General features: G+C 50.6%; 20 protein-coding genes. 5 read left to right on the top strand and 15 right to left on the bottom strand.

The features are described 5' to 3' along the window. Positions 1 to 216: 216 nt before the first annotated feature. Genes JYB87_RS03790 through JYB87_RS03780 form a run of 3 tightly spaced genes read right to left on the bottom strand, consistent with a single transcriptional unit; the run spans position 217 to position 4,498 of the window. On the bottom strand, positions 217 to 972 hold the full coding sequence (locus JYB87_RS03790) for a phosphoadenylyl-sulfate reductase (protein WP_207355587.1): 756 nt from the start codon (positions 970 to 972) through the stop codon (positions 217 to 219). Beyond that, a complete protein-coding gene (cysI, locus tag JYB87_RS03785) occupies positions 965 to 2,659 on the bottom strand; it encodes an assimilatory sulfite reductase (NADPH) hemoprotein subunit (RefSeq protein ID WP_207355586.1) in 1,695 nt (564 codons plus the stop codon). The genes JYB87_RS03790 and cysI overlap by 8 nt, the downstream gene beginning before the upstream one ends. Positions 2,660 to 2,707: 48 nt before the next feature. Further along, the gene (locus tag JYB87_RS03780) at positions 2,708 to 4,498 is read right to left on the bottom strand and encodes an assimilatory sulfite reductase (NADPH) flavoprotein subunit (protein WP_207355585.1); all 1,791 of its coding nucleotides are present in this window, start codon (positions 4,496 to 4,498) and stop codon (positions 2,708 to 2,710) included. Between the two features lie 414 nt (positions 4,499 to 4,912). Here JYB87_RS03780 and JYB87_RS03775 point away from each other — a divergent pair, with 414 nt between their 5' ends. Both JYB87_RS03775 and pntB read left to right on the top strand, forming a co-directional pair. Then, entirely contained in the window at positions 4,913 to 6,439 is a 1,527-nt protein-coding gene (locus tag JYB87_RS03775; protein WP_207355584.1) for a Re/Si-specific NAD(P)(+) transhydrogenase subunit alpha, read from the top strand. An 11-nt stretch (positions 6,440 to 6,450) separates the two neighbouring features. Then, complete coding sequence (gene pntB, locus JYB87_RS03770) at positions 6,451 to 7,932, top strand: Re/Si-specific NAD(P)(+) transhydrogenase subunit beta (RefSeq protein WP_207355583.1); 1,482 nt, start codon at positions 6,451 to 6,453, stop codon at positions 7,930 to 7,932. 96 nt (positions 7,933 to 8,028) lie between these two features. Here pntB and JYB87_RS03765 read toward each other — a convergent pair whose 3' ends face one another. From JYB87_RS03765 to hldE, 5 genes are all read right to left on the bottom strand, one after another. Continuing rightward, positions 8,029 to 8,619 (bottom strand): CBS domain-containing protein, encoded by a 591-nt coding sequence (locus JYB87_RS03765; RefSeq protein WP_207355582.1) that lies wholly within the window; start codon positions 8,617 to 8,619, stop codon positions 8,029 to 8,031. Positions 8,620 to 8,681: 62 nt separating this feature from the next. Next, a complete protein-coding gene (locus tag JYB87_RS03760; RefSeq protein ID WP_207355581.1) occupies positions 8,682 to 9,032 on the bottom strand; it encodes a hypothetical protein in 351 nt (116 codons plus the stop codon). Between the two features lie 255 nt (positions 9,033 to 9,287). Beyond that, a complete protein-coding gene (locus tag JYB87_RS03755) occupies positions 9,288 to 9,761 on the bottom strand; it encodes a TetR family transcriptional regulator (protein ID WP_207355580.1) in 474 nt (157 codons plus the stop codon). A 114-nt stretch (positions 9,762 to 9,875) separates the two neighbouring features. Next, a complete protein-coding gene (locus tag JYB87_RS03750) occupies positions 9,876 to 10,727 on the bottom strand; it encodes a hypothetical protein (RefSeq protein WP_207355579.1) in 852 nt (283 codons plus the stop codon). Continuing rightward, positions 10,727 to 12,157 (bottom strand): bifunctional D-glycero-beta-D-manno-heptose-7-phosphate kinase/D-glycero-beta-D-manno-heptose 1-phosphate adenylyltransferase HldE, encoded by a 1,431-nt coding sequence (gene hldE / locus JYB87_RS03745; protein WP_207355578.1) that lies wholly within the window; start codon positions 12,155 to 12,157, stop codon positions 10,727 to 10,729. Before hldE ends, JYB87_RS03750 begins: the two co-directional genes overlap by 1 nt. 104 nt (positions 12,158 to 12,261) lie before the next feature. Here hldE and lpxL point away from each other — a divergent pair, with 104 nt between their 5' ends. Next, a complete protein-coding gene (gene lpxL / locus JYB87_RS03740; RefSeq protein WP_207355577.1) occupies positions 12,262 to 13,188 on the top strand; it encodes an LpxL/LpxP family Kdo(2)-lipid IV(A) lauroyl/palmitoleoyl acyltransferase in 927 nt (308 codons plus the stop codon). Between the two features lie 26 nt (positions 13,189 to 13,214). Here the strand turns inward: lpxL and JYB87_RS03735 are convergent, their stop codons facing one another. Next, positions 13,215 to 14,954: a potassium/proton antiporter gene (locus JYB87_RS03735; RefSeq protein WP_207355576.1), complete on the bottom strand. Its 1,740-nt coding sequence runs from the start codon at positions 14,952 to 14,954 to the stop codon at positions 13,215 to 13,217. Positions 14,955 to 15,430: 476 nt separating this feature from the next. Here JYB87_RS03735 and JYB87_RS03730 point away from each other — a divergent pair, with 476 nt between their 5' ends. Continuing rightward, entirely contained in the window at positions 15,431 to 16,315 is an 885-nt protein-coding gene (locus JYB87_RS03730; RefSeq protein WP_407695839.1) for a L,D-transpeptidase family protein, read from the top strand. Positions 16,316 to 16,519: 204 nt separating this feature from the next. Further along, positions 16,520 to 16,942, top strand: coding sequence for a CBS domain-containing protein (locus tag JYB87_RS03725; protein WP_207355574.1), 423 nt, complete (start codon positions 16,520 to 16,522; stop codon positions 16,940 to 16,942). Positions 16,943 to 17,018: 76 nt separating this feature from the next. Here the strand turns inward: JYB87_RS03725 and JYB87_RS03720 are convergent, their stop codons facing one another. From JYB87_RS03720 to JYB87_RS03695, 6 genes are all read right to left on the bottom strand, one after another. After that, positions 17,019 to 17,303, bottom strand: coding sequence for a heavy-metal-associated domain-containing protein (locus JYB87_RS03720; RefSeq protein ID WP_207355573.1), 285 nt, complete (start codon positions 17,301 to 17,303; stop codon positions 17,019 to 17,021). Beyond that, on the bottom strand, positions 17,300 to 17,617 hold the full coding sequence (locus JYB87_RS03715) for a mercuric transporter MerT family protein (protein WP_207356583.1): 318 nt from the start codon (positions 17,615 to 17,617) through the stop codon (positions 17,300 to 17,302). Before JYB87_RS03715 ends, JYB87_RS03720 begins: the two co-directional genes overlap by 4 nt. Before the next feature lie 16 nt (positions 17,618 to 17,633). Continuing rightward, complete coding sequence (locus tag JYB87_RS03710; RefSeq protein WP_207355572.1) at positions 17,634 to 18,773, bottom strand: transglutaminase-like domain-containing protein; 1,140 nt, start codon at positions 18,771 to 18,773, stop codon at positions 17,634 to 17,636. A 250-nt stretch (positions 18,774 to 19,023) separates the two neighbouring features. After that, a complete protein-coding gene (locus JYB87_RS03705) occupies positions 19,024 to 20,241 on the bottom strand; it encodes a phosphoenolpyruvate carboxylase (protein ID WP_207355571.1) in 1,218 nt (405 codons plus the stop codon). Further along, positions 20,238 to 20,876, bottom strand: a complete 639-nt coding sequence (locus JYB87_RS03700) for a hypothetical protein (protein ID WP_207355570.1) — start codon at positions 20,874 to 20,876, stop codon at positions 20,238 to 20,240. Before JYB87_RS03700 ends, JYB87_RS03705 begins: the two co-directional genes overlap by 4 nt. Next, positions 20,873 to 24,550, bottom strand: a complete 3,678-nt coding sequence (locus tag JYB87_RS03695) for an ATP-binding protein (protein ID WP_207355569.1) — start codon at positions 24,548 to 24,550, stop codon at positions 20,873 to 20,875. The genes JYB87_RS03700 and JYB87_RS03695 overlap by 4 nt, the downstream gene beginning before the upstream one ends. Between the last annotated feature and the right edge of the window lie 176 nt (positions 24,551 to 24,726).

Here is a 24,726-nt window from a genome sequence, read left to right as displayed (position 1 = left end):
GTTATTGTCACCGCTAATGGTCGCTGCAACACCGCTGCCTGCCGAGGGCCAACACTCAAATGAAGCGTCTGATACAGCAACAACAACCATTTTCCCTGAAGGGATTTACGAGTATAACGCAGATCGCATCGCTGTGAATAATTTTGTGTGTTTTTTGAGCATATCTTAAAATAACAAATAAATTCAATTAGTTAAAATTCTTCAGCTACACAATAGTTAAATCTCATCATGCAGGCCACATTCGCGCTTAATGCCATTAAAACGGGTTTCCTCTTCCAGCATGCCCGGTGCTAATGGTTTGCTCGAATGGGTGTCGCCCACTGACACATAGTTTTGATACCACAATGGGTGATAAGGTAGCTGATGTTCGGTCAGGTACATATGCACATCACGATCGTTCCAATCGATGATGGGCAGCAGCTTATAACGCTCACCGTGAATAGCCAAAATCGGTAACGCCTCACGAGTCGACGATTGGCTGCGACGTAACCCCGCAAACCAGCTGCCTACCTGCAATTCATCAAGTGCCCGTTTCATAGGTTCAACTTTGTTAAGCCGATTGTAGCGTGCAAGCCCTTCAGCACCTTGCTGCCACAACTGACCAAAACGCGCTTCTTGCCAAGCAGGCGTCAGTTCTGAACGATAGATTTTGAGATTCAGCTGCAGCCGCTCGGTCAACTCATCGATAAACCGATAGGTTTCCGGAAACAGATAACCGGTGTCGGTCAAAATTACCGGAATATCCGCTTTAGCACGGCTGACTAAATGCAGCATCACTGCCGCCTGAATACCAAAACTTGACGATAACGCATGAGTGCCTGGCAGCATTGCCAAGCCCCATTCAACCCGTTGCGCCGCGCTCAACTGTTCGAGGTATTGGTTAACCTCAGCCAAGCGAGCGGCTTGCTGTGATTCATCTTGCTGCAGTAACGCCGTTAAATCCGCGCGATTGAGCGGTGATGCATTAGCCATGAAAATCCTTAGCAGCATCGATTACTGCTTTGACTACGCCAACGCGTACGACAAAGTCACCAAAACTCTCGGCCGCATTACGTTCAACCGCATAGCGACTAAAGAGGCCATCCAGCTCCGCGAGGATTTCGGCTTCCTGAATATTTTCGCGCACCATCTTGTTCAGCCGTGTGCCTTCAAAACTGGCGCCTAAATAGAGATTGTAACGTCCGGGTGCTTTACCCACTAAGCCAATTTCGGCTGCAAATGGGCGCGCGCAACCGTTCGGGCAACCTGTCATCCGCACTACAATCGGCTGCTCGCTGATGCCATGTTTGGCTTGCAACTCATCAATCTTAGTGATGAATTCTGGGAAGTAGCGCTCCGCTTCGGCCATCGCTAATGGGCAAGTTGGCAGTGCCACACAAGCAATCGAGTGTTCACGGGTGGTGGTAATCACATCACCGAGGAAACCATATTGCCGCGCCAACCCTTCAATGCGTGCTTTTTCTGACTCAGGCACACCAGCGATGATCATATTCTGGTTGGCGGTCATACGGAAATCACCTTGGTGTACTTTGGCAATTTCGCGCAGGCCGGTTTGTAACATTTTGCCCGGCTCATCTTTAATGCGACCACATTCGATAAATAAAGTCAGATGCCATTGATCATCAATGCCTTTGACCCAGCCGAAACGGTCACCACGGTCTTGCAGCACCACTTCACGTTTCGGTTGAAATTTCACCCCAGCACGTTTTTCCAATTCCGCTTTAAACGCATCATAGCCGTGGTCAACAATTGTGTATTTCAAACGCGCACGCTTACGGTTAACGCGGTTACCCCAGTCACGCTGGGTAGTTACCACAGCTTCGGCAAACTTGATGACATCTTCTTTATTGATAAAGCCAAAGTCATCCGCCAGACGCGGGAAGGTCTCCACTTCACCATGAGTTGAGCCCATGCCGCCGCCTGCGGTCAAATTAAAGCCCACCAGTTGGCCGTTTTCTTCGATAGCGATTAAGCCAAAGTCGTTGGTGTAGACGTCAACATCATTATCCGGTGGAATCGCCACTGCCATTTTGAATTTACGTGGCAGGTAGGTATCACCGTAAATCGGCTCGACTTCCTCTTCAGTGCTGAGCAACTTTTCTTTATCCAGCCAGATTTCCGCATAGGCTTGGGTGTGTGGCAGCAGGTGCTCCGACAGATGTTTTGCTATTTCATACACTTCGGTATGCAGCTCAGATTGAACTGGGTTGGGGTTACACATCACGTTGCGGTTGACGTCACCACAAGCGGCGATCGCATCCAACGCCGCGCGATCTAAACTCTGCACCAGCGCTTTCAAATTACGCTTTGGAATCCCGTGATATTGAAAAGTTTGTCGGGTGGTCAAGCGGATGCTGTTCGAAGTGGTTAATTGACGCGAAATATCGTCCACCGCCAACCACTGTTTAGCGCTACAGACGCCGCCCGGCACCCGCGCACGCAACATAAAGCTATATAAAGGCTCTAGCTTTTGCTCTTTACGCTCGTTACGTACGTCACGGTCATCCTGCATGTAGGTACCGTGAAACTTGAGCACTTGGGTATCATCGTCACTGATCGCCCCAGTGACAGGATCGGCTAATCCTTGTTCAATGGTGCCACGCAGATGACGACTACGCGCCTTGATATATTCGTTTGCCGCTAATTTTTGCTCACTCATCACTTACTCTCTTTATTCGGCTATCAGGTTGGCTATCGTGGCGCCAACTTAGTAAACATCTTTCTGGAAGCGGCCAGCGGCACGCAGTTGATCTAACCAGTCACTTGCGGCGGCAGCGGTCATCTCACCAAACTCAGCCACCACGTCCACCAGCGCTTGCTGCACATCTTTGGCCATCCGTTCGGCATCGCCACACAGGTATAAGTGTGCCCCCTGTTGCAGCCATTGCCACAGCTCTGCCCCTTGCTGTTTGATGCGATGTTGCACGTAAATTTTTTCTTGCTGATCGCGCGAAAACGCCAGCGAGATTTTCGACAGCACGCCCGATTTCAGGTACTGCTGCCACTCGGTCTGATAGAGAAAATCTTGCTCAAAATGCGGATTACCAAAGATCAGCCAATTTTTGCTTGATGCCTGTTGGCTAGCACGTTGCTGCATAAAGGCTCGGAACGGCGCAACACCTGTGCCGGGGCCAATCATGATCACCGGCGTTTGTGGGTTTTCTGGCAAACGGAAGTGTTTGTTACTTTCCACATAAACCTTAACGCTTGCGCCCTCTTCGGCATGAGCGAGGAAGTGCGAGGCACCGCCATAACGGATTTCGCCGTTGCGTTCATCGGCGACTAAGCCAACGGTCAGATGCACCTCAGTGTCGACTTCAGCTTGCGCAGAGGCGATGGAGTACAAGCGTGGTGTTAATGGACGCAGTGCATCCACTAAGGTTTGCGCATCGATATTGCTGAGTGGATACAGTTGTTGCAGATCGGCCACTTGATGACCCCGCACAAATTCGCGGGTTTGCGCCTTATCTTCCACTATCGCCAACAGTTCAGCTGCTTGCGACTGCTCAGCCCAGAATTTCACTAAGCCTGGGTATAATTGGGTTAACTCTTTTTTCTCCAGCAGCGCTTGTTTCAGGCTGAAAGTTTCTTTGGCTACCGTTACCGCAGCCTCACCCTCCAACTGCCATGCGGCTAACAGCGAATCGACCAGTGTGGCATCGTTACTAAAATATACGCCCAACGCATCACCCGGTTGATAGCTAATGCCAGAATCCCCCAAATCGATTTCCACATGGCGGGTATCTTTAGCTGAATCACGGCTGGTAAGTTTTTGGCTGACAATAATTTCTGCCGTATAGGGCTGCTGCTTACTATATTGTTGCGCGGTTTGGGCAAACGGCACCGAAGGCGATGCCGCACTTGCATGGCTCGATTGCGCTAATAACGGCTTAGCCGCTGCAATCACTTCGCTCTGCCAGCTTTCACTGGCGACTTGGTAGTCCAGATCGCAATCGACTCGCGGCAACAATGGCTTAGCACCCAGCTTGGCTAACCGCTCGTCAAACTCTTTGCCGGTTTGGCAGAAAAATTCATAGGATGAATCGCCTAAGCTCAATACCGCATAGCGCACCCCGTCCAGTTTCGGCGCACGTTTTGAGGCTAAAAACTTGTGTAACTCAATTGCGTCGTCAGGCGCTTCACCTTCGCCTTGGGTACTCACCACAATCGCCAATACGCTTTCTTGTTTCAGGTTACGGCTGTTGTAGTCGCCCATCGACACTAAGTTCACCGCTAATCCTGCTGCTTTGGCTTGATTGGCTAACTCAGTGGCAACACCGCGGCTGTTGCCGGTTTGACTGCCATAAAGAATGGTTAAGCTGCTGCTGGATTCAGCAGTCACGGCTTGCGGAGCAGACGCACCATTGGCTGTCGCAGCGAGATAACCACTCACCCATGCCAGCTGAATCGGACTAAGTTGTGACGAAAATTGCTTGAGCGCCTCAATCTGCGTGGCAGACAGTGGCGACGTCAGTGATGACAGTTCGGTAAGAGACATGAGCTAAGCCTTCAAATATAGATATGCACGCAAGCTTAGCGCCGAGCAATTCGGTTAAAAAAGAATAAAATTTACTTTTTTATACGCATTTGGAATATGCAACTAAAGTTATTTAAGTTAAAAAAATGTGTGCTGGCGCAAATATTTTGCTCCGACCAGTCGGGATTAGCATCACTTTGCGATTCAGCGCTTGTTTCCGTTGCTGGAGTTGCCAAAATGCATCTAGCACGAATGTGCCATGAAGGGAAGTTACGCACTCACATCTCAACTTTTCGTTCATGTAAGGATCAATAAACAGTCGAATATACCGATTACAAAGCGTATATTGATTTGTTCTGACCCACAAAGCTAATCGATTTATTGTGCACCAAAAACGTTCAATAAAGCGTATTTATTCAATATCAGGGAATAGTCATGCAAATAGGAATACCGAGAGAAAGCCTCGCCGGTGAGACTCGGGTCGCTGCGACCCCAGCCACTGTTGAGCAACTACAAAAGCTCGGCTTCGAAGTTACTGTTCAAGCTGGAGCGGGGGCGTTGTCCAGTTTTGATGATAAGGCTTTTGAAGCCGTAGGTGCCATCGTCGCGCCAGACGTATGGCAAGCCGACCTGATCTTCAAGGTCAATGCGCCAACAGAAGAAGAGATTGGCTTGATCAAGGATGGGGCAACCCTGATCAGCTTTATTTGGCCAGCACAGAATCCTGAGTTGGTTGAGAAACTGTCGCAACGCAATATCAACGTGATGGCGATGGATATGGTGCCGCGTATTTCACGCGCCCAATCACTGGATGCGCTAAGCTCCATGGCCAACATTGGTGGCTACCGTGCGGTTGTTGAAGCAGCGCACGAGTTTGGTCGCTTCTTTACAGGCCAAATCACCGCTGCCGGTAAAGTTCCACCGGCCAAAGTATTGGTGATTGGTGCCGGTGTGGCGGGTCTTGCGGCGATTGGTGCTGCAGGTTCGCTCGGTGCCGTGGTTCGCGCCTTTGACACCCGCCTTGAAGTGGCAGAACAGATTGAATCGATGGGCGGTCAATTCCTCAAACTCGAATTTGACGAAGACGGCTCATCATCTGACGGTTACGCCAAAGTGATGTCAGAAGAGTTTATTAAAGCGGAAATGGCCTTGTTTGCCGAACAAGCCAAAGAAGTCGACATCATTGTTACGACCGCATTGATCCCTGGTCGCCCTGCACCACGTCTCATCACCAAAGAGATGGTCGACTCAATGAAGCCAGGCTCAGTGATTGTCGATATGGCAGCACAAACCGGCGGTAACTGCGAATACACCAAACCGGGTGAACTGTTCGTCACCGACAACGGCGTGAAAGTGATTGGTTACACCGATCTGCCAGGCCGTTTGCCAGCACAATCGTCACAACTTTACGGCACCAACCTCGTCAACCTGATGAAGCTGATGTGTAAAGAGAAAGACGGCAATGCCGTGCTCGACTTTGACGACGTTGTCATGCGCAACATGACCGTAGTAAAAGCCGGTGAAGTCACCTTCCCACCACCAGCGATTTCAGTGTCTGCCGCGCCGCAAAAGCCTGCAGCAAAAGCCGCAGTTGTGAAAGATGACACGCCAAAAGAGCCATCAAAACTCAAATACATCTTAGCCGCTGCTGGCATGGTGGGCTTTGCCGCCGTGGCATCGGTTGCGCCAGCTGAGTTCTTGTCGCACTTCACCGTATTTATGCTTGCCTGCGTGGTGGGTTACTACGTGGTGTGGAACGTCTCGCACTCGCTGCACACGCCTTTGATGTCAGTGACTAACGCAATTTCCGGCATCATCGTGGTGGGCGCACTGTTACAGATTGGTCAAGGCTCAACATTGGTGACCGCACTTGCCTTTGTGGCGGTATTGATTGCCAGCATCAACATCTTCGGTGGTTTCACCGTCACTCAGCGCATGCTGAAGATGTTCCGTAAAGGTTAAGGGGGTTTATCGTGTCTCATGGACTGGTTACAGCAGCCTATATTATTTCGGCGCTGTGTTTTATTTTGAGTCTGGCTGGCTTATCCAAGCAAGAAACCGCGAAGCAAGGTAACTACTTAGGGGTTACCGGTATGGCAATTGCGTTGGTGGCCACCATTTTAAACCCTGAAACAAGTGGCGTTACTTGGATTATTTTGGCAATGGTGATTGGCGGCGCGATTGGCGTACGTTTAGCACTGAAAGTTGAAATGACCCAAATGCCTGAACTGGTGGCAATTCTGCACAGTTTCGTTGGTTTGGCAGCGGTATTGGTTGGCTTTAACAGCTTGATTGATCTGCATCCAGCGACGACCGCCAATGTGGTCGTCACCGCAGGTGCTGATTTGGAAACCACCATTGCGGCGGTAAAAGAAGCCTATTCAGAAGCCACTGCGGCATCAGAACATGCGCTGACCGGCGCAATGCTCAACATCCACTTGGTCGAAATCTTCCTCGGTATCTTTATCGGTGCAGTAACCTTTACCGGCTCAATCGTCGCGTTCGGTAAACTGCGTGGTGCGATTTCATCAAAACCTTTGATGCTGCCTCATCGCCACAAGCTGAACCTGTTGGCCGTGGTCGTGTCATTTATTCTGATGTTGTACTTTGTCAGCACTGCCGGTAACACGGCTGCCGCGATTGTGATGACCCTGATTGCCCTCGCCTTCGGCTGGCACTTGGTGGCTTCTATCGGTGGCGCAGATATGCCTGTAGTGGTGTCAATGCTGAACTCCTACTCAGGTTGGGCGGCAGCGGCAGCAGGTTTTATGTTGTCAAACGACCTGCTGATTGTTACTGGTGCGCTGGTAGGCTCATCAGGTGCAATTCTGTCGTACATCATGTGTAAGGCGATGAACCGTTCATTTATTTCGGTAATTGCAGGTGGTTTCGGTACTGATGGTGCCGTTTCAACCGGTGATGAAGAGATGGGCGAATACCGTGAAACTACCGCGGAAGAAGTGGCTGATATGCTGAAAAACTCAAGCTCAGTCATCATCACTCCAGGATACGGTATGGCGGTTGCGCAAGCGCAATATCCAGTGGCGGAAATCACTGCGAAGCTACGTGCAGCAGGTGTTAACGTACGCTTTGGTATTCACCCAGTTGCAGGTCGTTTGCCAGGTCACATGAACGTACTGCTGGCGGAAGCCAAAGTACCGTACGACATCGTATTGGAAATGGACGAGATCAACGATGATTTTGAATCAACCGATACCGTATTGGTGATTGGTGCGAACGACACCGTAAACCCTGCAGCCTCTGAAGATCCAGCGAGCCCAATCGCCGGTATGCCAGTGTTGGAAGTGTGGAAAGCGACTAACGTTATCGCCTTCAAACGCTCGATGAACACAGGTTACGCTGGGGTACAAAACCCATTGTTCTTCAAAGAAAATACTCAAATGTTATTTGGTGATGCGAAGGATTCTGTCAGCGCGATTCTTGCGGCGCTGTAAGCAATTTCCTTGCTGATGCAAAAAGCCGGTGCTCTGCACCGGCTTTTCTTTTTATAGCGTTCCGTCCGAATATCGGAGTGCGTTAACGCAATTGGGTTAGCTGTGCACTACTTGCGCTTCCAGCTTATGGCTTTGGCGGATCTGCTGCAGAATATTGAGCACATTGAGCTCGTTTTGCTCAGAAGGACGATGCTGCATGCGCTGTAATATATCTTCTGCCGCAAACAAACCACACACATTGCCACGCTGATTGATCACCAGCAGAAAGTCGCGTTGAACACTGCGAAAACTCGCGAGCACATCCGCTACGGTAGCATTTTCCAGCTCATCTTGTGCCACAGCCAACAACTCATAACGGGGCAACATCATATCCGACACCGTCCAGCTCGACGGACCGTGGGTCTTATCGACAAATTTGGCTAAATGGGTTGCGGATAACCAACCTCGACTAATAATGCCTAAAATTTCGTGACGCTCATTGATCACGTAGTTGATCTTGCTGTTTTCGTCTACCATCTGCCGATAAGCCTCTGGCGCAGGCATAGTGGCGGGTAGCGCCATACGCAACTGATGGTCAAATGGCATCATGGCGTCAACCGCGGGTGAATCGCTATTCAACTGTGTCACGCAAGATGACTGCGCTAAGGTTTGCGCACTGCTCAAACAAAAAGTATTTAACGTTTTCATATGGTACACCTCTGCAAAATTATCATTTTGTTGTGTCGCTTTATGTTGTTTTTAAAAGGGAGTTAGCCCAACAACACTCGCGGCGGTGCACGGCTCGGCGCCATAAAATAACGTGGAGGAGTGTGGCGAAATGTCACCAGCGTAAGTGGTGACAGCTCAGTGAGCAGGCGATAATTCGCCTGTGGTTTTGCGCGCTTTCGGGGCTCCAGCGGCTCAAAGGACTCTGACAAGGTTTCCGGCAAAATAACCGCTGCGGTCAGGATGTGGGCCTGAACAACACCAACATCATCAGAGTTCAAAACAACCTTGTGGCTATCACGACTTGGTACCATCGCAGCACTAACGCAATACAGCAAAGCCATCAGCGTCATGCTGAAGCTCAGGAATGCTGTTGTTAGTCGCCAATGCTGCATAATGTGATATGCCTCACACAAATATCGTACATTTGAAACTAGCACGAAGCGTTGGACAGTACCAACTAATTTAGCAGTATTGATCCCTCATTTTTTGCGAGCAGTTAATCGGCAAAATCGTTTAAACTTTAAACGATTACTGTTAATTTCATGATTAACAATGAGATAGGCATGGCTAATAAGCGCGAATGTAGCGGTTCGACTTAACGAGACTGACCCACTTCAGCGCAAAGGAGCGCCAACAAACGGGCTAACTTACGCTGCAAGACGGTTATCGGTGAGCAGACTCAACGCACTTTGGCCTAACAGTTGGCTCACTAAGGCACAGCCCTGTTCGCCGAGCGCTTTCATCGCCGCGGTTTTTGCCATATCAATGGCAGCAAACTCACGCACGTCTTCGCCGGGGCGGGCACAAAAGGTGAAGAACAAGCGTAAAATCGCCCGCAACTTATCGCTGTCCATCGCCGCCTGCCAGCTGAGTTGGAGTGCTCGCAGCCCAGAGAAATCCAAAGACTCCACAAACAACTGACCAATACGTTGATTCAGCGCTAACAGGAAATCCACTTTGCGCGGAAAATGGTGCGAGATACCGGTACGGCTGATCCCCGTTGCTTCAGACAATGTGCTATAGGACATAGACTCATACCCGATAGCAAGGATCTGCTCCAAGGCGGCGTTTTCGATCAGCGCGATGGTCTTTTCAGTGTCCAATTTGGAACGTTTGGCCATATTGAATTTCCTGTATTTGGATCAGTAATCAATTGGCTTTCAAGACTATCAAAGCACTGAACTGATTGCGCCGCTGGGCAAGGTTTCTTTAGTTACGAATCTAGAGGGATCTAATTATTGGCGTGCAGCGCTTTGCTTTGGCAATAAGTTCTGCTCAGCCATCCACTGCTGCGCCAAGGCGCTGCCCATCACTCGACGTAACGTCGGGGCGACGACAGCGCCAAGTGTCGGGCGTCGCCATAGCATATAATCTGGCAGCGACTGCGAACGTCCCATGCCGAACAAACGTTGCAGTAAGCCAGAAAACTCTTGCAGTTCGTCATCACCGTAGCGGGGAGTGGCGTGAAATAACTGTGCAATCCACAGATCAAATGATTGCTGTTGCAGCTCAGAAACCTTGAGCTGCACCAGTGTGTGCTGCAGATAGAGCGGCGTCCAATGAGAAAAGTTTTTGATGTCGGCAAATACTGCCATATTGCGCCGATCCAACTGCTGTTCAGCCAATGCCAACGATTGAGTTTCGCGAGCACTGCGCCAAATCATATAACCGTCGGCAAGCCATTCATGCTCAAGGGTTGTCAGCTGTTGCGGTAAAACTGCAGCAGACTGTAAGCGCTTAATTTCCAGATGACCGAGCTCGTGCCACAGGGTTAACTGCTGCTGCTGCTCGGCCAAGGATAATTGATAGACACTGTCATTCCACAGCGCGCTGATGCTGTTCGGCAAGCGCTGCGGCGCCCACAAAATAATGCCAGCAAACTGTGGGTCATCCAGCGGCATCGCCATAGCAGCACGATGCCCCAGCATTTGCTGAATGCGCTCACTGGATTGCGGAAACTGCGGCCGCAATGCCACAGGCACTTCAGCTAAACATTGATAATATTGCTGCGGCGGACACACCAGCGCTTGGCGCTCACCGACCGGTAGCGTAAACAAGCCCGATGCCAACACCGCAGCGGCAATCATTAAGGTTTTTCCATGATCCGTTGAATAATTGCGGTAGTGGAGATGCCATCTTCAAAACCGAGCACTTTGACACTACCACCCGCTGCAATCACCTCTTGGCCGCCGGCAATCTCTTCCACGCGATAATCGCCACCTTTCACCAACAGATCAGGCAGTAACCGAGCAATTAAGCGCTGCGGTGTATCTTCAGCAAATGGCACTACCCAATCGACAGCGGCCAGCCCCGCCAGCACCGCCATGCGACGATCGACGTTGTTCACTGGCCGACCTTCACCTTTGAGGCGCTTCACCGAGGCATCGTCATTGACCGCGACAATTAGGCGATCCCCCAAGGCTCGGGCATCTTTCAGATAAGACACATGCCCTGCGTGCAGAATATCAAAGCAACCATTGGTCATCACGATGCGCTCACCGCGTAGACGGGCTTGCTCCATGGCATACGCCAATTGCTCTTCACTCACCACCCCAAAACCCGTTTCGCCTTGATGTGCCGATAAGGCTTCAATCAATTCGATGCGGCTGACGGTGGATGTGCCCAACTTACCGACCACAATGCCTGCAGCTGTGTTGGCAATGGCACAGGCTTGAGCAAGATCGCTACCCGCCGCCAGTGCGGTTGCCAAGGTTGAAATCACTGTGTCGCCCGCGCCGGTGACGTCATACACCTCACGCGCAACAGTAGGGATATGCAGTTCATTCCCTTCGCGAGTAATCAAAGTCATGCCTTTTTCTGAGCGGGTCACCAGCATGGCTTGCAGATCATGTTGTTCGATTAAGCCTTTGGCTTTCTGCACTAAGTCTGCTTCTGAGGTCACTGCGCCCACGACCGCTTCAAACTCGCTCATGTTGGGCGTAATTAAGGTCGCGCCGTGGTAACGGGCAAAGTCGCTGCCTTTAGGGTCAACCAACACTTTCACCCCTGCCGCGCGCGCTTTGGCAATAAACGCCTGTGGGTTATCGATGGCGCCTTTGGCGTAATCTGACAAAATCGCCACAGTGCAATCAGCCAGTAAGTTTTCGGCCTGAGCGAGCATTTCAGCGCTTTGCTCAGCGGTGAAGGGTTCTTCAAAATCTAACCGAATTAACTGCTGATTACGGCTTAACACGCGCAGCTTGGTGATGGTCGGCTTATCGTTCACTTGCAACCATGATGGCACAACGCCTTGAGCTTTCAGGCCATTGCTCAGCGCTGTGGCGGTATCATCCTCACCGACAATGCCACACAGCGAGGTTTGCCCGCCGAGGGCAGCAATGTTTAACGCCACGTTGGCCGCGCCGCCGGGACGGTCTTCAATTTGGTTGATTTTCACCACCGGCACAGGCGCTTCAGGGGAGATCCGCCCGGTTGGACCCACCCAATAGCGGTCAAGCATCACATCGCCAACCACTAATACGCGAGCTTTTTCAAACGGAGGCAGGGTAACTTTCATCTCGGACAATTCCGGTTTAGGCAAAATAAGGGAGGATTGTACCCAATTTTCACTGAAATTTGCGTTAGAATGAGCGCTAATTTTTGTTGTAGGTATTCTGAAACGTGGTCGAAAAAGCTGAATTTTCAAAACAGTTGCTCCACCCAAAGCATTGGTTGCTGTGGTGTGGCGTTGGTTTGGCGCATCTGCTCACTCTGCTGCCGCTCAAATGGCAGATGAAACTGGGCGCGGTGATTGGTCGTACATCGATGTCTTTTGCCAAAAAACGGGTGCATACCGCGAAACGTAATCTGGCGTTGTGCTTTCCAGAGATGGCTGAAGCTGAGCGCGAACAACTGCTGAAGCGCAATTTTGAAGAAACAGGTAAAGCGATTTTTGACACCATCAACGCATGGTGGTGGTCAAATGATCGCATTCAGTCGCACATGGCCATTAAAGGTCAAGAATATGTGCAACAAACCTTAGATGCCGGCCAAGGGGTGATTCTATTTGCGGTGCATTGTTTACCGCTGGAGATGGGCGCACGCATATTTGGCCAGTTTAACCCCGGCGTTGGCGTTTATCGGCCGCACAATCATCCGGTGATGGAATATCTACAAGTGAAGGGGCGTTTGCGTTCCAACAAAGCACTTATTCCCAAACGCGATCTACGCCAAATGGTACGTAGCCTGCGAGCACCCAATGTGATTTGGTACACCGCCGACCAAGATTTTGGCCGCTCCAGTGCCATCTTTATTCCCTTCTTTGCCGTGCCAGACGCCGCCACCATTACCGGTGGCACCACGTTGGCAAAACTCGGCAAAGCCAAAGTGTTGCCCTTCTTTGTGGAACGTAATGCCAATGATGATGGTTATACCATCGAGATTGAAGCGCCACTGGAGAACTATCCGGGCGAAAATGAACAAGCTGATGCTATTCGCGGTAACGGCATTATTGAGCGACTGATTTCCCGTAATCTCAGCCAATATATGTGGCTGCACCGCCGCTTTAAGACGCGCCCAGTGAAGGGCGATCCATCGCTATACAAATAGACGGTTAATTCAATGATCGCAGCCGCTTACGACGCGGCTTGCGCTTCTTGCGTGGGTAAGCGAATTCCCACACGAATCACTTCACCGAGTTGCACTTCCGACACCATCCAGCCGATGCCTTGCCACATAAAGTGATCTCCCACCACAGGTGAACTGCCGAGTTGTTCTTTGACGAGTTCACCCACAGTCATCAGCTGATGGTCTTCGTCCAACATAAAGCCATAAACCATCGCCATGTCGGCCAGAATCACCTCTGGGGTCATAAAGAAATCGCCAAAGAAACGCGGTGCCTCTTTCTTCTCAGGCGCTTCACTGAACATGCGGCTAAGTGCATCAAGATCGGACTCTTTGGCCAACACACAAAGGGTATCTCCCGCTTTAAGGGTGGTACTGCCAGACGGGTGCATCAGTTGGTCATCTCGAAACACCGCTGCAATACGGGTGTCGTTGGGCATGGTTAAATTGCGCAGCGGTTCACCAATGCACCATTTGGTTTCCTTCAACTTGTAGACGAAAATTTCCCACTCACTGGCTGGGTAGATTTCTACGCCTGAGCGTGATACCGGCTCGGGCTTGGGCGGCAATTCCACTTTAGCAAGCCGTGCCGCGTAGGTCAGCGTGCTTCCTTGAAACAGCAGCGACACCAGCACCACAAAGAACGCCAAGTTAAAGTAGAGCTGCGCCATCGGCAACCCAGCCATCATTGGGAACACCGCCAAAATGATTGGCACTGCACCACGTAATCCCACCCACGAAATAAAATGGATTTGCCGTGCTTGAAAGCGCCGAAACGGCGCCAAACTGAGCCACACCGCCACAGGACGAGCAATAAAAATCATTCCAAACGCTAGGATTAAGCCGGGTAAAGCCACTGTTTCTAACTCGCTCGGGGTAATCAATAATCCCAACACTAAGAACATGCCGATCTGGCTCACCCAAGTCATGCCATCCAATACGCTCAAAATGGCGTGCTTACTGCGGGTGGCGCGATTGCCAAGAAATAAGCCGGTGAGATAAATCGATAAAATACCGCTGCCGCCGAGGGCATTGGAGATGGCATAAACAATCAAACCACCACTGAGCACCAAAATCGAATAGAGCCCTTCAGGCAATTGCGTGCGATTAACTAAGCGCCAGATCAGCCAACCGCCAATCAAGCCAAGCAAGGTACCAAAGCCAAACTGCTTGATAACACTGACTAACAGCTGTGGCGCGGCAACACTATGATCGACGGAGGCTAAGATGCCAATTAGGGTCACAGTGAGGAACACCGCCATCGGGTCGTTACTGCCGGATTCAATCTCCAAGGTCGCCCCCACCCGTTCATTGATGGCGCGCCCTTTTAATAAACTAAATACCGCCGCCGCATCGGTTGAGCCGACAATGGCACCCAACAATAGCCCTTGCAGCCAATGTAAGTTGAACAGATAGCTGGCGAGTAATCCGGTTAAGCCGGTGGTCACCACCACACCGACGGTCGCTAACGACAATGCTGGCCACAGCGCCACCCTAAAACTGGCCACACGCGTACGCATACCGCCGTCCAGCAGAATCACCGCCAGCGCAAGGTTACTGACCAAATAAGCGGTGGAGTAATCGTTAAATACAATACCACCGGGGCCATCTTCACCCGCGAGCATACCCACGCCTAAAAACACCACCAGAATGGGGATCCCGAGTCGTGACGAAACAGGACTCAACAACACACTGATGGCAGCAAGTAAGGCGCCGACCAGAAAAAAGTTGTTAATCGTGTTTGCATCCATAGGCGACTCCCGTTAACCCACTACCATTATCATAAAGCAGCCAATAAACCGCGCTGAACTTTAGATAAACCTCACCCTAATGAACTTAACACACTTACTATTTAATAGAATGATTTTAAATAAAAAAAATTTATCGGTTAGCCAAACTTCAATTCAAAATTCCCAATAATTCTGCAACATAACCGCTACTTTTAAGCAGCAATAACTAACTTATTGACTATGTTGTAGAAAATCTCAGTTTTAGGCTTACCAGAGGCGGTTAAGGCATCAGGCACACCATGAGCATCGCTAAAACGAAAATTTCGGTGGAATAAAGCAGCAATTGCTGTTGGGTTTCCCTAGTGATTTCTCTAGAATATGGGGTTCTCGCTCAAGGTTCAGCCAATTCTAAGCTAGCTGCGATATCTTGGGTTTCACCAAAGGCATGCATCACAACCCTGAAAGGCCGTATGAAGAAGTTGATTATCAGCTCCCTGATGTTGGGACTCGCCACACTCTCTAGCACACTTATCGCAAAAGAATATCCGCTTCCGCCTGAAGGCAGCCGCTTAGTGGGTAGCAATGCATTCTATGTGGTGCCACAGAAAAAACTGACCTTAGAAGGTATCGCCGCAGATTTCCAGTTGGGTCTGACCAATATGATGGAAGCTAACCCAAGCGCCGATCCTTTTTTGCCGAAGCCACAAAGCACCTTGCTTGTGCCGCATCAGTTGATTCTGCCCGATGCGCCCAAAGAAGGCATCGTGATCAACGTGGCCGAAATGCGTCTGTACTACTATCCAAAAGATAAAAAAGTGGTCGAAGTGCTGCCGATTGGCATTGGTCAGTTAGGCACGGATACCCCAGAAAACTGGGTCACTAAAATCCAACGTAAAAAAGCCAACCCGACATGGACGCCAACGGCAAAGATGCATAAAGAATACGCCGCACGTGGTGAACCTTTGCCAAAAATTTGGCCTGCAGGCCCTGATAACCCAATGGGATTGTTCGCCATGTATCTGGGTAACCTGTACGCCATTCACGGCACCAATGCCAGCTTTGGTATCGGCTTGCGAGTCAGCCACGGTTGTGTGCGGTTACGTAACGATGACATTGAATACCTGTTTAAATCCGTTCCCGTAGGAACACGAGTGCAGTTCGTCAACCAACCGATAAAAGCAACACTGGAACCAAACGGCAAGCGTTATTTAGAAGTGCATCATCCGCTGTCTAAGACCCAAGCAGAGTTCAACTCAGCCGAACCAACCGTGTTGCAGCTGACACCGCAAATCGTGCGTTTTATTGCTGCAAAGGACACGAATTCCTACATTCTGAAACGTGTATTGGATGATCGCAGCGGTATTCCTACCCGCATCAACTAAGCCAAAAGCTGTAGACGCTGCAATAAACCCCGTAATTGCCGATTGCGGGGTTTATTTTTTTAAGCTCACCGCTATTCCCTTATCCCGAACTAGCACTCTGCTAAGGCGATTTTTGCGCCGATTTTATCGCTTCAGCACAATCCTCAGGTGCCAACCATCTATAATAAAAGCTATTCAAACGGAGTTGCCACAGAGGGAAACGCCATGAAAGTTCAACAGATTATGACCCAAAATCCTGTATGCATTAGCGATGCAGCATCTATCTACGATGCCCATGCACTGATGCACAATCGCGGCGTGCGCCATCTACCGGTAATTTCTGAAACCTCGGCGACCTTAGTGGGCGTTTTGACCCACAAGAAAATGATCACCACAGTTATTGGGCTCTACAACCGCTATGGCCCTGGCGCATTGGAGCGGCGCGAACGCCATATGCCGCTTAGTGAATTGATTGAAACTGAATATCCGGTGCTGTTTGCTGATACATCGCTGTTGGAGGTGGTCGATTATTTTATTGAGCACAAATATGGTTGCTTGCCGGTCACCGACGCTGACGGCAAAGTGATTGGGATTGTCACTTCGTCTGACTTTGTCAGTCTATGTAAGACCTTGTTGCAAAAAGCCTAATCTGCAGATTTATTCCATTAAAAAAGCGATGCTGATGCCAGTATCGCTTTTTTGTTTGCACTGACGAGGTATCAGCTTATGACACGGGTTCAACGTGATTAATCACCCCTTCATAACCTGTTTTCGCCACGGCTTCTAACAGCAACTCGTTATCGAATTCCTCTGGCACTATCACCTGCGCTTGACGGGTTTTCAGCGACGACTTGGCTTTAATCACCCCTTCGGTTGACCGCAGTACCTTGTTCACCATAGTCACACACAGTGAGCAATGCATCGCTTTGATATCAATGGTCACCTGCTTATTGGCCGCCCAGGTGAGTGGTGACAACAGCAGCAGGGTCACTAGCAAAAAATATCTCATTCGATCCGCTCCAATAGCCAAGGTAATACATAGGGATACAACTGAAATGCCAATACGACAGGTAAAGTCAGCCAATACAACAGCAGCATGTTGTTACGACTAAAACGTCCGCTGCAGATAGGTCGTTTAGAAAAATACAGCCGCCAAAAACCGAGCAAGATCAGCACACTTGATAGCAGCAGCATTGGATACTGCAGCCAAGCCAGTTGCTCAACACCGGATAAGCTCGCCGCCGAGACACCAAAGACGAGATAGATCAGTGGCCCAATACAGCACAAACTTGAGGCCATGGCCGCGACAACTGCCGCCGCCATGGTCATCACAAAGCGCTTAGCGTTGCTCGGTTGAGCGATAGTCATAGGCAAAGGCTTTTGCATCGTAGTAGTTCAGTGGATCGCCATCCACTTCAGCATAGGGATAACCGAAGTTGTTCATTGCGCCTTGTTCAGGTGCTGGTGACAACTCGAAGTCACGAGCGTAGTTAAAACCAACCCAGTTCATTTCCCAGTTACCAAACAGGTATTGGTTCACCGCTTGCACATCGGCATCGCTGTGTTTCATATGTTCTTTTAAACGCATTTTGGTTACGTCTGCTGGGTCAACTGGTACCCAACCAAAGCCCGCCAAGAAGAACATGGCGCGGCAGTGTTGACCACCTGTTTCTTTGGCAACGCCGTTAGCATCAGCACTGCCAAACGCAGAAGAGTATTTACCCATTTTGATGCCTTGGCCCAAACGCAGACCAAACATCTCACGCGCAGGTAACCCAACGGCACGCGCCAACGCCACAAAAACTGAGTTGATGTCGGTACACTTACCACCGAGCTTACCGCTTTCCAAAATGGCACGGACATCCCCCTGACCACAGCCAATAACGCTGTCGTCACGTTCCATGTTTTCACTCACCCACAGGTAGATCTTGTGAGCTTTTTTCAGCGGGTCAGTTTCACTACCCACGATTTTATCTGCGGTTGCTTTGACAATGCCATCGGTAGGAATATGCGCCGTTGGCGCCAAATAGCGCTGCACTTCTGCTGGGTATTCAATTTTACTTGGAGTGCGATACAGTGCCAAAGCGCCGCTGGCCATTGGTTCCCAATCTTCGGTAGAAATATCCAACGCCACATCCAGCTTCATTGGCTTGTTAGAATCAGCCCAGGTCACCAACAACGCCTTGGCGCCGTAGTTGTTTTCCATGGTGACGTACGCATCATCGTGATTGCCTTTCACATCCAGATGGTTCAGTTTTTGAAACTCGGTATTTTCAGGCAGCGGGATCCACAGGTTCACCTTCCCTTCTGAACCTACCGGAGGCTTAACGTCATAGGTCTGCGCCAACACAAAACGACGACGGCCAGCCACAGCGCTCAGCTCGCTTGATGTTGATACTGCCGCATTTGCCATCATCGGCGCAGCCATACCAGCAGCCGACATTAGCGCTGCACCTTTCAAAAACTCACGTCTCAGCATTACTCAATCCTTATGTTCTAAATCGTTGCTAGTTCAATCATTGCTAAACAATTACTAGCGCACGTTATACGCCCATTACGCGATATTGTCGCGTGACAATTCGGCTAAAATTTTGCGCCGCATTTTCTAACATAGGCGGCGAAAACAGACCATCACTTCGCACTCGTTAACTGAGTTCGGCCACATTTTAAGTGGCCGAACCAAAGTTTCACCGGTTTGCTGCAGATGGTGTCAGTGACATCACAACCGATTAGCGCAGGCCGATTTCCACATCCTGAATAATAAAGTTGCCGTCATAAACTTCATGCTTATGACCTAATGGCTCCAGCGCAAAAAACTGCTTATGCTCGTCGCTTAGGCCTTCAAAACCGCCAATAACTTGGAACAGCCAAGCTTCGCGATCCCACTGCAGGCCATTGTCAGAGAGGTAATCAAGCGCCGACTGATTCTGCCCTGACTCAATCACAGCACAGAAATAAGCTTCTACCGCCTGTTTCAATGGATTATCGGGAATATCAAACTCTTCGGCCGCCGAGACTTCTACTGGCATTGGCTCGGCCACCACGGTTTGTTGCTGCTCGCGGCTGATGCTACGAATGCCCGCCACCAACTGCATCAACTCCTGCTCATGCTGCGAGTTATGTACGTCCACCGCTGCTGGCGCGAGTAGCGCTTCAGCTTGATTAAATAAGGTAGGGATCTGCTTATGCGCCACATGGTCGGCGACTTCATAATCAGGGTGCAGATCGGTATATAACAACCAGCCTTTCAGCAAGCGGGTTCGGCCTTGGATCTGACGGAAGCGACCTAACAGTTCCAGCAAGCGCCCTTGCACCACACTTAGCTCTTGGGCGCAGTTGGTCAGGGTTTCTTGCAGCCCCGTGACCAGTAATTTACGCAGTTCACGCACATCACCGGCTAATTCACTCAATTCAGCAAATTCAAACATCTCGAGGCCGTTGAGCAGCTCGGTCACTTGGCTTTGCGCCAACTCGTTCTCGCGAATTTTGGCACTGAGCGAGCCCACATAACCGAACTCGTTATTGATGCGACCCCACAACACCCGCACTGAGTAGCGCAGGTTTTCGGTAAAGCTGTACACCTGCTCAGAAAGATCGGCAAGATAGGCTTCTGCCGCGCTGTAATCAACGCTGGCGCGCGCTTCACGATAATGGCCTGCCACCGTTTTAATGGTGGCTAATGCCGAGCCGACGTTGGCATTGATCTGGCGATTGCGCTCATCTTTGAGGCCATCTTCCAGCAAGGCACGCACATTGCGGGATAACCGCAAGGCTTCGTTAGGTTCAGGGCGCCACAGAATGCCGCTTTCGGTCAGCTTAGTGACGGTCGCCGGTTCCAGCGCTTGTTCATCAACACTGCCGCTTAAGTAGGCGTCCATAACCAGTTCGGCATTGCGGCCGAGTAGCCTGAGCAGCTTAACCCCTGACTGATGCAGGTTATTGCTCATAACAACTCCCGTTGGCTGGCAGTTTCTGCCTGCGCTTCCAAGCTCAGGCTTTCGGTTTCATCAATAAAACGGATCACTTCGTAGAGATAGTCCAATTTACCGGTGGCGATAAAAATCTGCTTCTCGGGGTTGGGCTTAATCAGATAACCCAGCTCGACTAAGCGCTTGAACACCAGTTTTATCTGGCCATCTACGCTGCTGGCGCTGGAACCAAATAAGCGATATTGGCTCAGTTTGGCTAACTGCTCACGAAACGCAGGGGTATCTTCAATGCGGGTTTGCAGCTCAGTTAATCGCACTGGCGAACCTTGCGACAGCGGTGCATCTTGGCCACTGGCCTCTTGCACTAACACCAGCCATTCCACCAGCGGGATCAGCGACTGGCAGATCTCACGAAACTGCGCCGAAATCACTTTGCGTTCGTGGTCACCTAAATTGACATAACCGGCGAAGAACACATCGCCTTCAGCAGCTTGAGCCACGGTGCGGTTAATCTGATTCAGATAGCTTTCAACTTTATCCAAGGTGGCCGGACTTTTTAACGCGCGCCAACCATCTTCAAAGGTGGTGCGACAAATAAACTCACCGCGTAATAGACGTTCAATCAGCTCACCGGTGGCGATTATTTCACTCATTGCATGGCTCCTTCGGCGGCTTGACGTTGTTTCAGCAGTTCAGCAATGGGGTCAGCCTTGGGCTTAACCGTTTGCAGTTTACGGGTTTGCTTGTTGATGATGTAACGGTTGGCAAATAACCCAAGCACTTCTGATTCTGGGTTAGGGAATGCACCTAACACGCTGATATCGTTGTTTTCACAGGCATCGAATATCTTCTTCACGTTGCTGTGGTGCAACGTGCCGAGTTCGTCGATTGGCCAGTGAATGGTGACGTTGGCTTTACCCCGCAACAAGCGCGTGAACGCCAGCAAGAACTTACACAAAATCAGGTAGGCCATACCGTGACTCGAGGATTCGTTCAATTGGCGGTCGGTGCGGATCACCAAGTCCGAGTTGCCCTCTTTCAAACGCAATTCGATTTCGAGCAACTTGGCAATGCCGCCGGTTAAGGCTGAGCGACCAATAATGTCCAGTGCACGGCGCATGCTGTCGGTGTAATGTTCATCCGGCAACTTACTGAAGCCATCGGCCTTCCAGGCGCGAAACGCCTTCACAAAGGTTTCCAGCTCTGGCCAGAATTCCAACTCGCTGATGCGTGAGCGGATCCGCACCGCAGAATCGGATACACCGTCTAAGAACAGCTCTTCGCCGACTTCGCGGGTAATGCGCGCGCTTTGCGAGGCAATGCGGCGGTCAATATCGGCCAACACATCGTAAAATGCGGTTAAGTCAACGCCGAAGATCCGCCCTTGTTCACGCAGTGCGGTCACTGATTGCGGCACCATCACGTTGAGCAACTGCTCCAACTCAGGCACTAACTTATGGTAATCGAGTAAGCGAATCCCTTTGTCGGTGATATAGCTGGCACCTTCGCGCGAACGCTCCCAAGTTTCAGACAAACTTGAACCTGACTTGCTGGCAATCACTTGATCGAAATGATCGACATACTGTTTTACTGAGGTCAGCAGGTGCTCGCGCTTTAGCAGCAACTCTTCGCCCTGACGTAAACGCTCGCCCAAACTGCCCGGCGTTTCTTCGTTGGTTTTCGGCAGTTTTAGCTCAGTCAACTTACGCAGCAAACTGCGCAGTTTGGTAAGGAACTCTGAGGCTTCTACCTGCGCCGCATCGGATTGACGTCTTGCCGCTTCCAGCTCTTGGCGTTTGTGTTTCACTTCATTCGCACGCTGTTTGAGTTGTGCATCCAGCTCGGCCACCGCTTGTTTAGCTTTGGCGAGCTCAGTCACTAACTTAGGTTTACGCGCCAACCACACATGCTGGTACCAATCTTCGTAGCGCAATACATCGCTACGACGCTGTTCAGCGCTGGCAATCTGCCCTTCGAGATCACGCATTTGACGTTTGAGCGCCACAATGTCGTCTTCATTGATACCGCGAGATTTAAGCTCGTTGCGATACCAAGTTTCACAGGCTTTTTGCTCCTCTTTGGCACGCTCACGGCGTTGATTAATGCTGTCGCGCAGTTGCTGCAATTGCTGCTCAATGGCGCCAGTCACATCTTGCCAGTAGACCTGTTTATCCATGCGTGCTTCTAGCGCTAACTCTTTTTGCTGCTCTAACCAATCCAAATGTTGGTTATGGAGCTGCTTCAGCTCATGGTCAAGTTGGGTCAGCTGTTTACCCGCTTGCGCTTTACGTTCCGCCAAGGCTTTATTGATGTCGGCTTGGGTATTGCGACGCTCTTCAAAGAGACGGCGCACATCGTCACGCAAGTTTTTGTAGCTGGTACGAGCAAAGGTCAACTCACGATTGAGCTGCTCCAACGCGCTGTTAGCAGCAACCAGTTGTTCTTCGGCCTGCTCTTTCAACTCTTTGGCGTTACTTAGCGCTTCTTCCGCACTGGCTAACCGAGTACGCAGTTCGGTTTCGCTGGCGGCATAGGCCGGCAAATCTATGGCTTTTAAATCCAGCTGTAAGCCAAATAGCGTGTCGGTGGCATCGCCGCTTACCGGATGCAAGTCAGTGCGATACAGCAACTCAGGGTTGATCACCTTGCCGAGCGCTTGTTCCCAGCCCGGTTGTTCACGGCGCAAAAATTCCAGCAGCGTATGTGACTGCGGGAACAGCATCTGTTTGATCTCTTCCAGCTCATTTTGCCGATCATTGACACGCAGCGAGGCCAATCGCAGCGCTTCACTGGCTTGCTCACGTGCCGCCTTGAATTTACGCTCATCACTGCTGAGGCGTTCCACCTTGGCATTAGCGGCTTCTTGCTCGGCATCAGCGCGATCAATGCGCTCATCAAATACCGCCAGCGCCAACTTTTCCTCTTCGGTGTAAGTAACGCTATCGACTTTGAGCTTCAGCTCCGCCGCTTGCAGTTTTAATTCATATTGTTGCTGCTGATGACGCTGCTTTCCGGCATCCAACTGCTCACGCCAATAGCTCTCCAACGCGGCAATATCGTCGCCGGCCAACAGCTTTTGCTTATCCAGCGCTTCACGCTGCAGGTCTTGTTCGGCATGCAGTTTTTCCAGCTCGCGGTTGAGTTGCTCACCAATTTTGCTGCGGCGCGCATTGTAGGCGGCTTCCACGTCTTGGTGTTTTTCGGTCAACAGTTTATGCCGTTCGGCGAGGCTGTCTAAGTCGCTGCGCCAATGGGGCAGCTGTTCTAAGTTGGCTTCGGCTTGCTCAATATCGGCATCCAAATAGGCCGCTTGCTGGTTCTCGATGCTGTCCAGCTCATGCTCAAGATTCGTGGCATCGCCTTTGGCGGCGGACAGATCCAAACTCAACTCGTCGCGCTGCTCTTTCCACTGCTCATCGAGCATTTTCAATTGCAGATTGAGTTCGCTGGCGCGGGTTTGCTCGGCTTCGGCGCGTTGGGTTTGCAGTACCTCATCATGGCGGTAGCCACCCGCTAAGCTCGCCAAGCGCAACTCAGCGGCTTGCAGTTCATTAAACTCTTGGTCGAGCTTGTCAAATTCTGGGCGGATTTTGTCAAAACCAGCAATCAGTTGGCTTTCGCGGATCCAGGCTTCCACCCGCTGCGGGTTGATACTGGACGTTGGCGGATTCACTCCATCCTCTTCCAAAATGGCGGCAATCATCGACTTGATGGTCTCCATTTTGCCTTCTTTGGAATGCACCGCTTTGGCCAATTTTTCGATGTGGCGCAGCGAATGGTCGGCATCACAGAGCGAGAAGATACGCGCATAATTGCGTAGCTCAGTGCGATTCGAGCCGGTACTTAGCAGGCTGCGATCGTTTTGAATGATGGCGCGAAATTCGCGGGTGTTGAGCTGGTTGGTAAATGGCACATTGAGTTTGCTAAATACGCCCCGCAGCTCAGCCATGGGATGACATAAAATCGCATCACCATTGCGGCTTTTCACGTAGTCTTCTAGTTCAAACTCTTTGGCAGCAAAGCGATAGTTCACCCCTTTGCCATCACCCGCTGAAGCTAATATCGCTTGATACAGCAGGCCATCGGCCTTTTGGTATTCATAGATGATGTAACTGGATTCATGGGGCAGATACCAACGCTCGAAACTATCTCGAGTGGACGGCACCACACGGCTCGGATATTCGCCATAAAACACTGGCACTAAGCGCTGTAATGTGGTTTTACCTGAGGCGTTAGTACCGCAAATATTGGTGTGGCCATCCAATCGCAGTTCAACAACGCCAGGAAGGTGAGTATCAATCAGTATAATTCTGATAAGGCTTGGCATAATTATCCTTATTGTTCAAAAAGATGGCATTCCATTTTGTGTTTTCTATGACATCTTTTGCGAACGGTCTGAAGCCGCCCATAAACGCAAGCTTCTTAAAGTAATCAAAAGCTTTGATCTTGGCAACGCAGCAGCGGCAGAACTGCTGCTCTGGCAAGCAATTCCGCTTAAAAATG

Source organism: Shewanella avicenniae (assembly GCF_017354945.1).
Taxonomy (GTDB): domain Bacteria; phylum Pseudomonadota; class Gammaproteobacteria; order Enterobacterales; family Shewanellaceae; genus Shewanella; species Shewanella avicenniae.
This window is presented reverse-complemented; position numbering and strand designations above follow the sequence as displayed.

Bases quoted from the DNA above. Each gene is read 5' to 3' on its own strand.
- JYB87_RS03790 (WP_207355587.1), bottom strand. From the start codon at position 972: ATGGCTAATGCATCACCGCTCAATCGCGCGGATTTAACGGCGTTACTG.
- cysI (WP_207355586.1), bottom strand. From the start codon at position 2,659: ATGAGTGAGCAAAAATTAGCGGCAAACGAATATATCAAGGCGCGTAGT.
- JYB87_RS03780 (WP_207355585.1), bottom strand. From the start codon at position 4,498: ATGTCTCTTACCGAACTGTCATCACTGACGTCGCCACTGTCTGCCACG.
- JYB87_RS03775 (WP_207355584.1), top strand. From the start codon at position 4,913: ATGCAAATAGGAATACCGAGAGAAAGCCTCGCCGGTGAGACTCGGGTC.
- JYB87_RS03765 (WP_207355582.1), bottom strand. From the start codon at position 8,619: ATGAAAACGTTAAATACTTTTTGTTTGAGCAGTGCGCAAACCTTAGCG.
- JYB87_RS03760 (WP_207355581.1), bottom strand. From the start codon at position 9,032: ATGCAGCATTGGCGACTAACAACAGCATTCCTGAGCTTCAGCATGACG.
- JYB87_RS03755 (WP_207355580.1), bottom strand. From the start codon at position 9,761: ATGGCCAAACGTTCCAAATTGGACACTGAAAAGACCATCGCGCTGATC.
- JYB87_RS03750 (WP_207355579.1), bottom strand. From the start codon at position 10,727: ATGATTGCCGCTGCGGTGTTGGCATCGGGCTTGTTTACGCTACCGGTC.
- hldE (WP_207355578.1), bottom strand. From the start codon at position 12,157: ATGAAAGTTACCCTGCCTCCGTTTGAAAAAGCTCGCGTATTAGTGGTT.
- JYB87_RS03735 (WP_207355576.1), bottom strand. From the start codon at position 14,954: ATGGATGCAAACACGATTAACAACTTTTTTCTGGTCGGCGCCTTACTT.
- JYB87_RS03730 (WP_407695839.1), top strand. From the start codon at position 15,431: ATGTTGGGACTCGCCACACTCTCTAGCACACTTATCGCAAAAGAATAT.
- JYB87_RS03725 (WP_207355574.1), top strand. From the start codon at position 16,520: ATGAAAGTTCAACAGATTATGACCCAAAATCCTGTATGCATTAGCGAT.
- JYB87_RS03720 (WP_207355573.1), bottom strand. From the start codon at position 17,303: ATGAGATATTTTTTGCTAGTGACCCTGCTGCTGTTGTCACCACTCACC.
- JYB87_RS03715 (WP_207356583.1), bottom strand. From the start codon at position 17,617: ATGGCGGCGGCAGTTGTCGCGGCCATGGCCTCAAGTTTGTGCTGTATT.
- JYB87_RS03710 (WP_207355572.1), bottom strand. From the start codon at position 18,773: ATGCTGAGACGTGAGTTTTTGAAAGGTGCAGCGCTAATGTCGGCTGCT.
- JYB87_RS03705 (WP_207355571.1), bottom strand. From the start codon at position 20,241: ATGAGCAATAACCTGCATCAGTCAGGGGTTAAGCTGCTCAGGCTACTC.
- JYB87_RS03700 (WP_207355570.1), bottom strand. From the start codon at position 20,876: ATGAGTGAAATAATCGCCACCGGTGAGCTGATTGAACGTCTATTACGC.
- JYB87_RS03695 (WP_207355569.1), bottom strand. From the start codon at position 24,550: ATGCCAAGCCTTATCAGAATTATACTGATTGATACTCACCTTCCTGGC.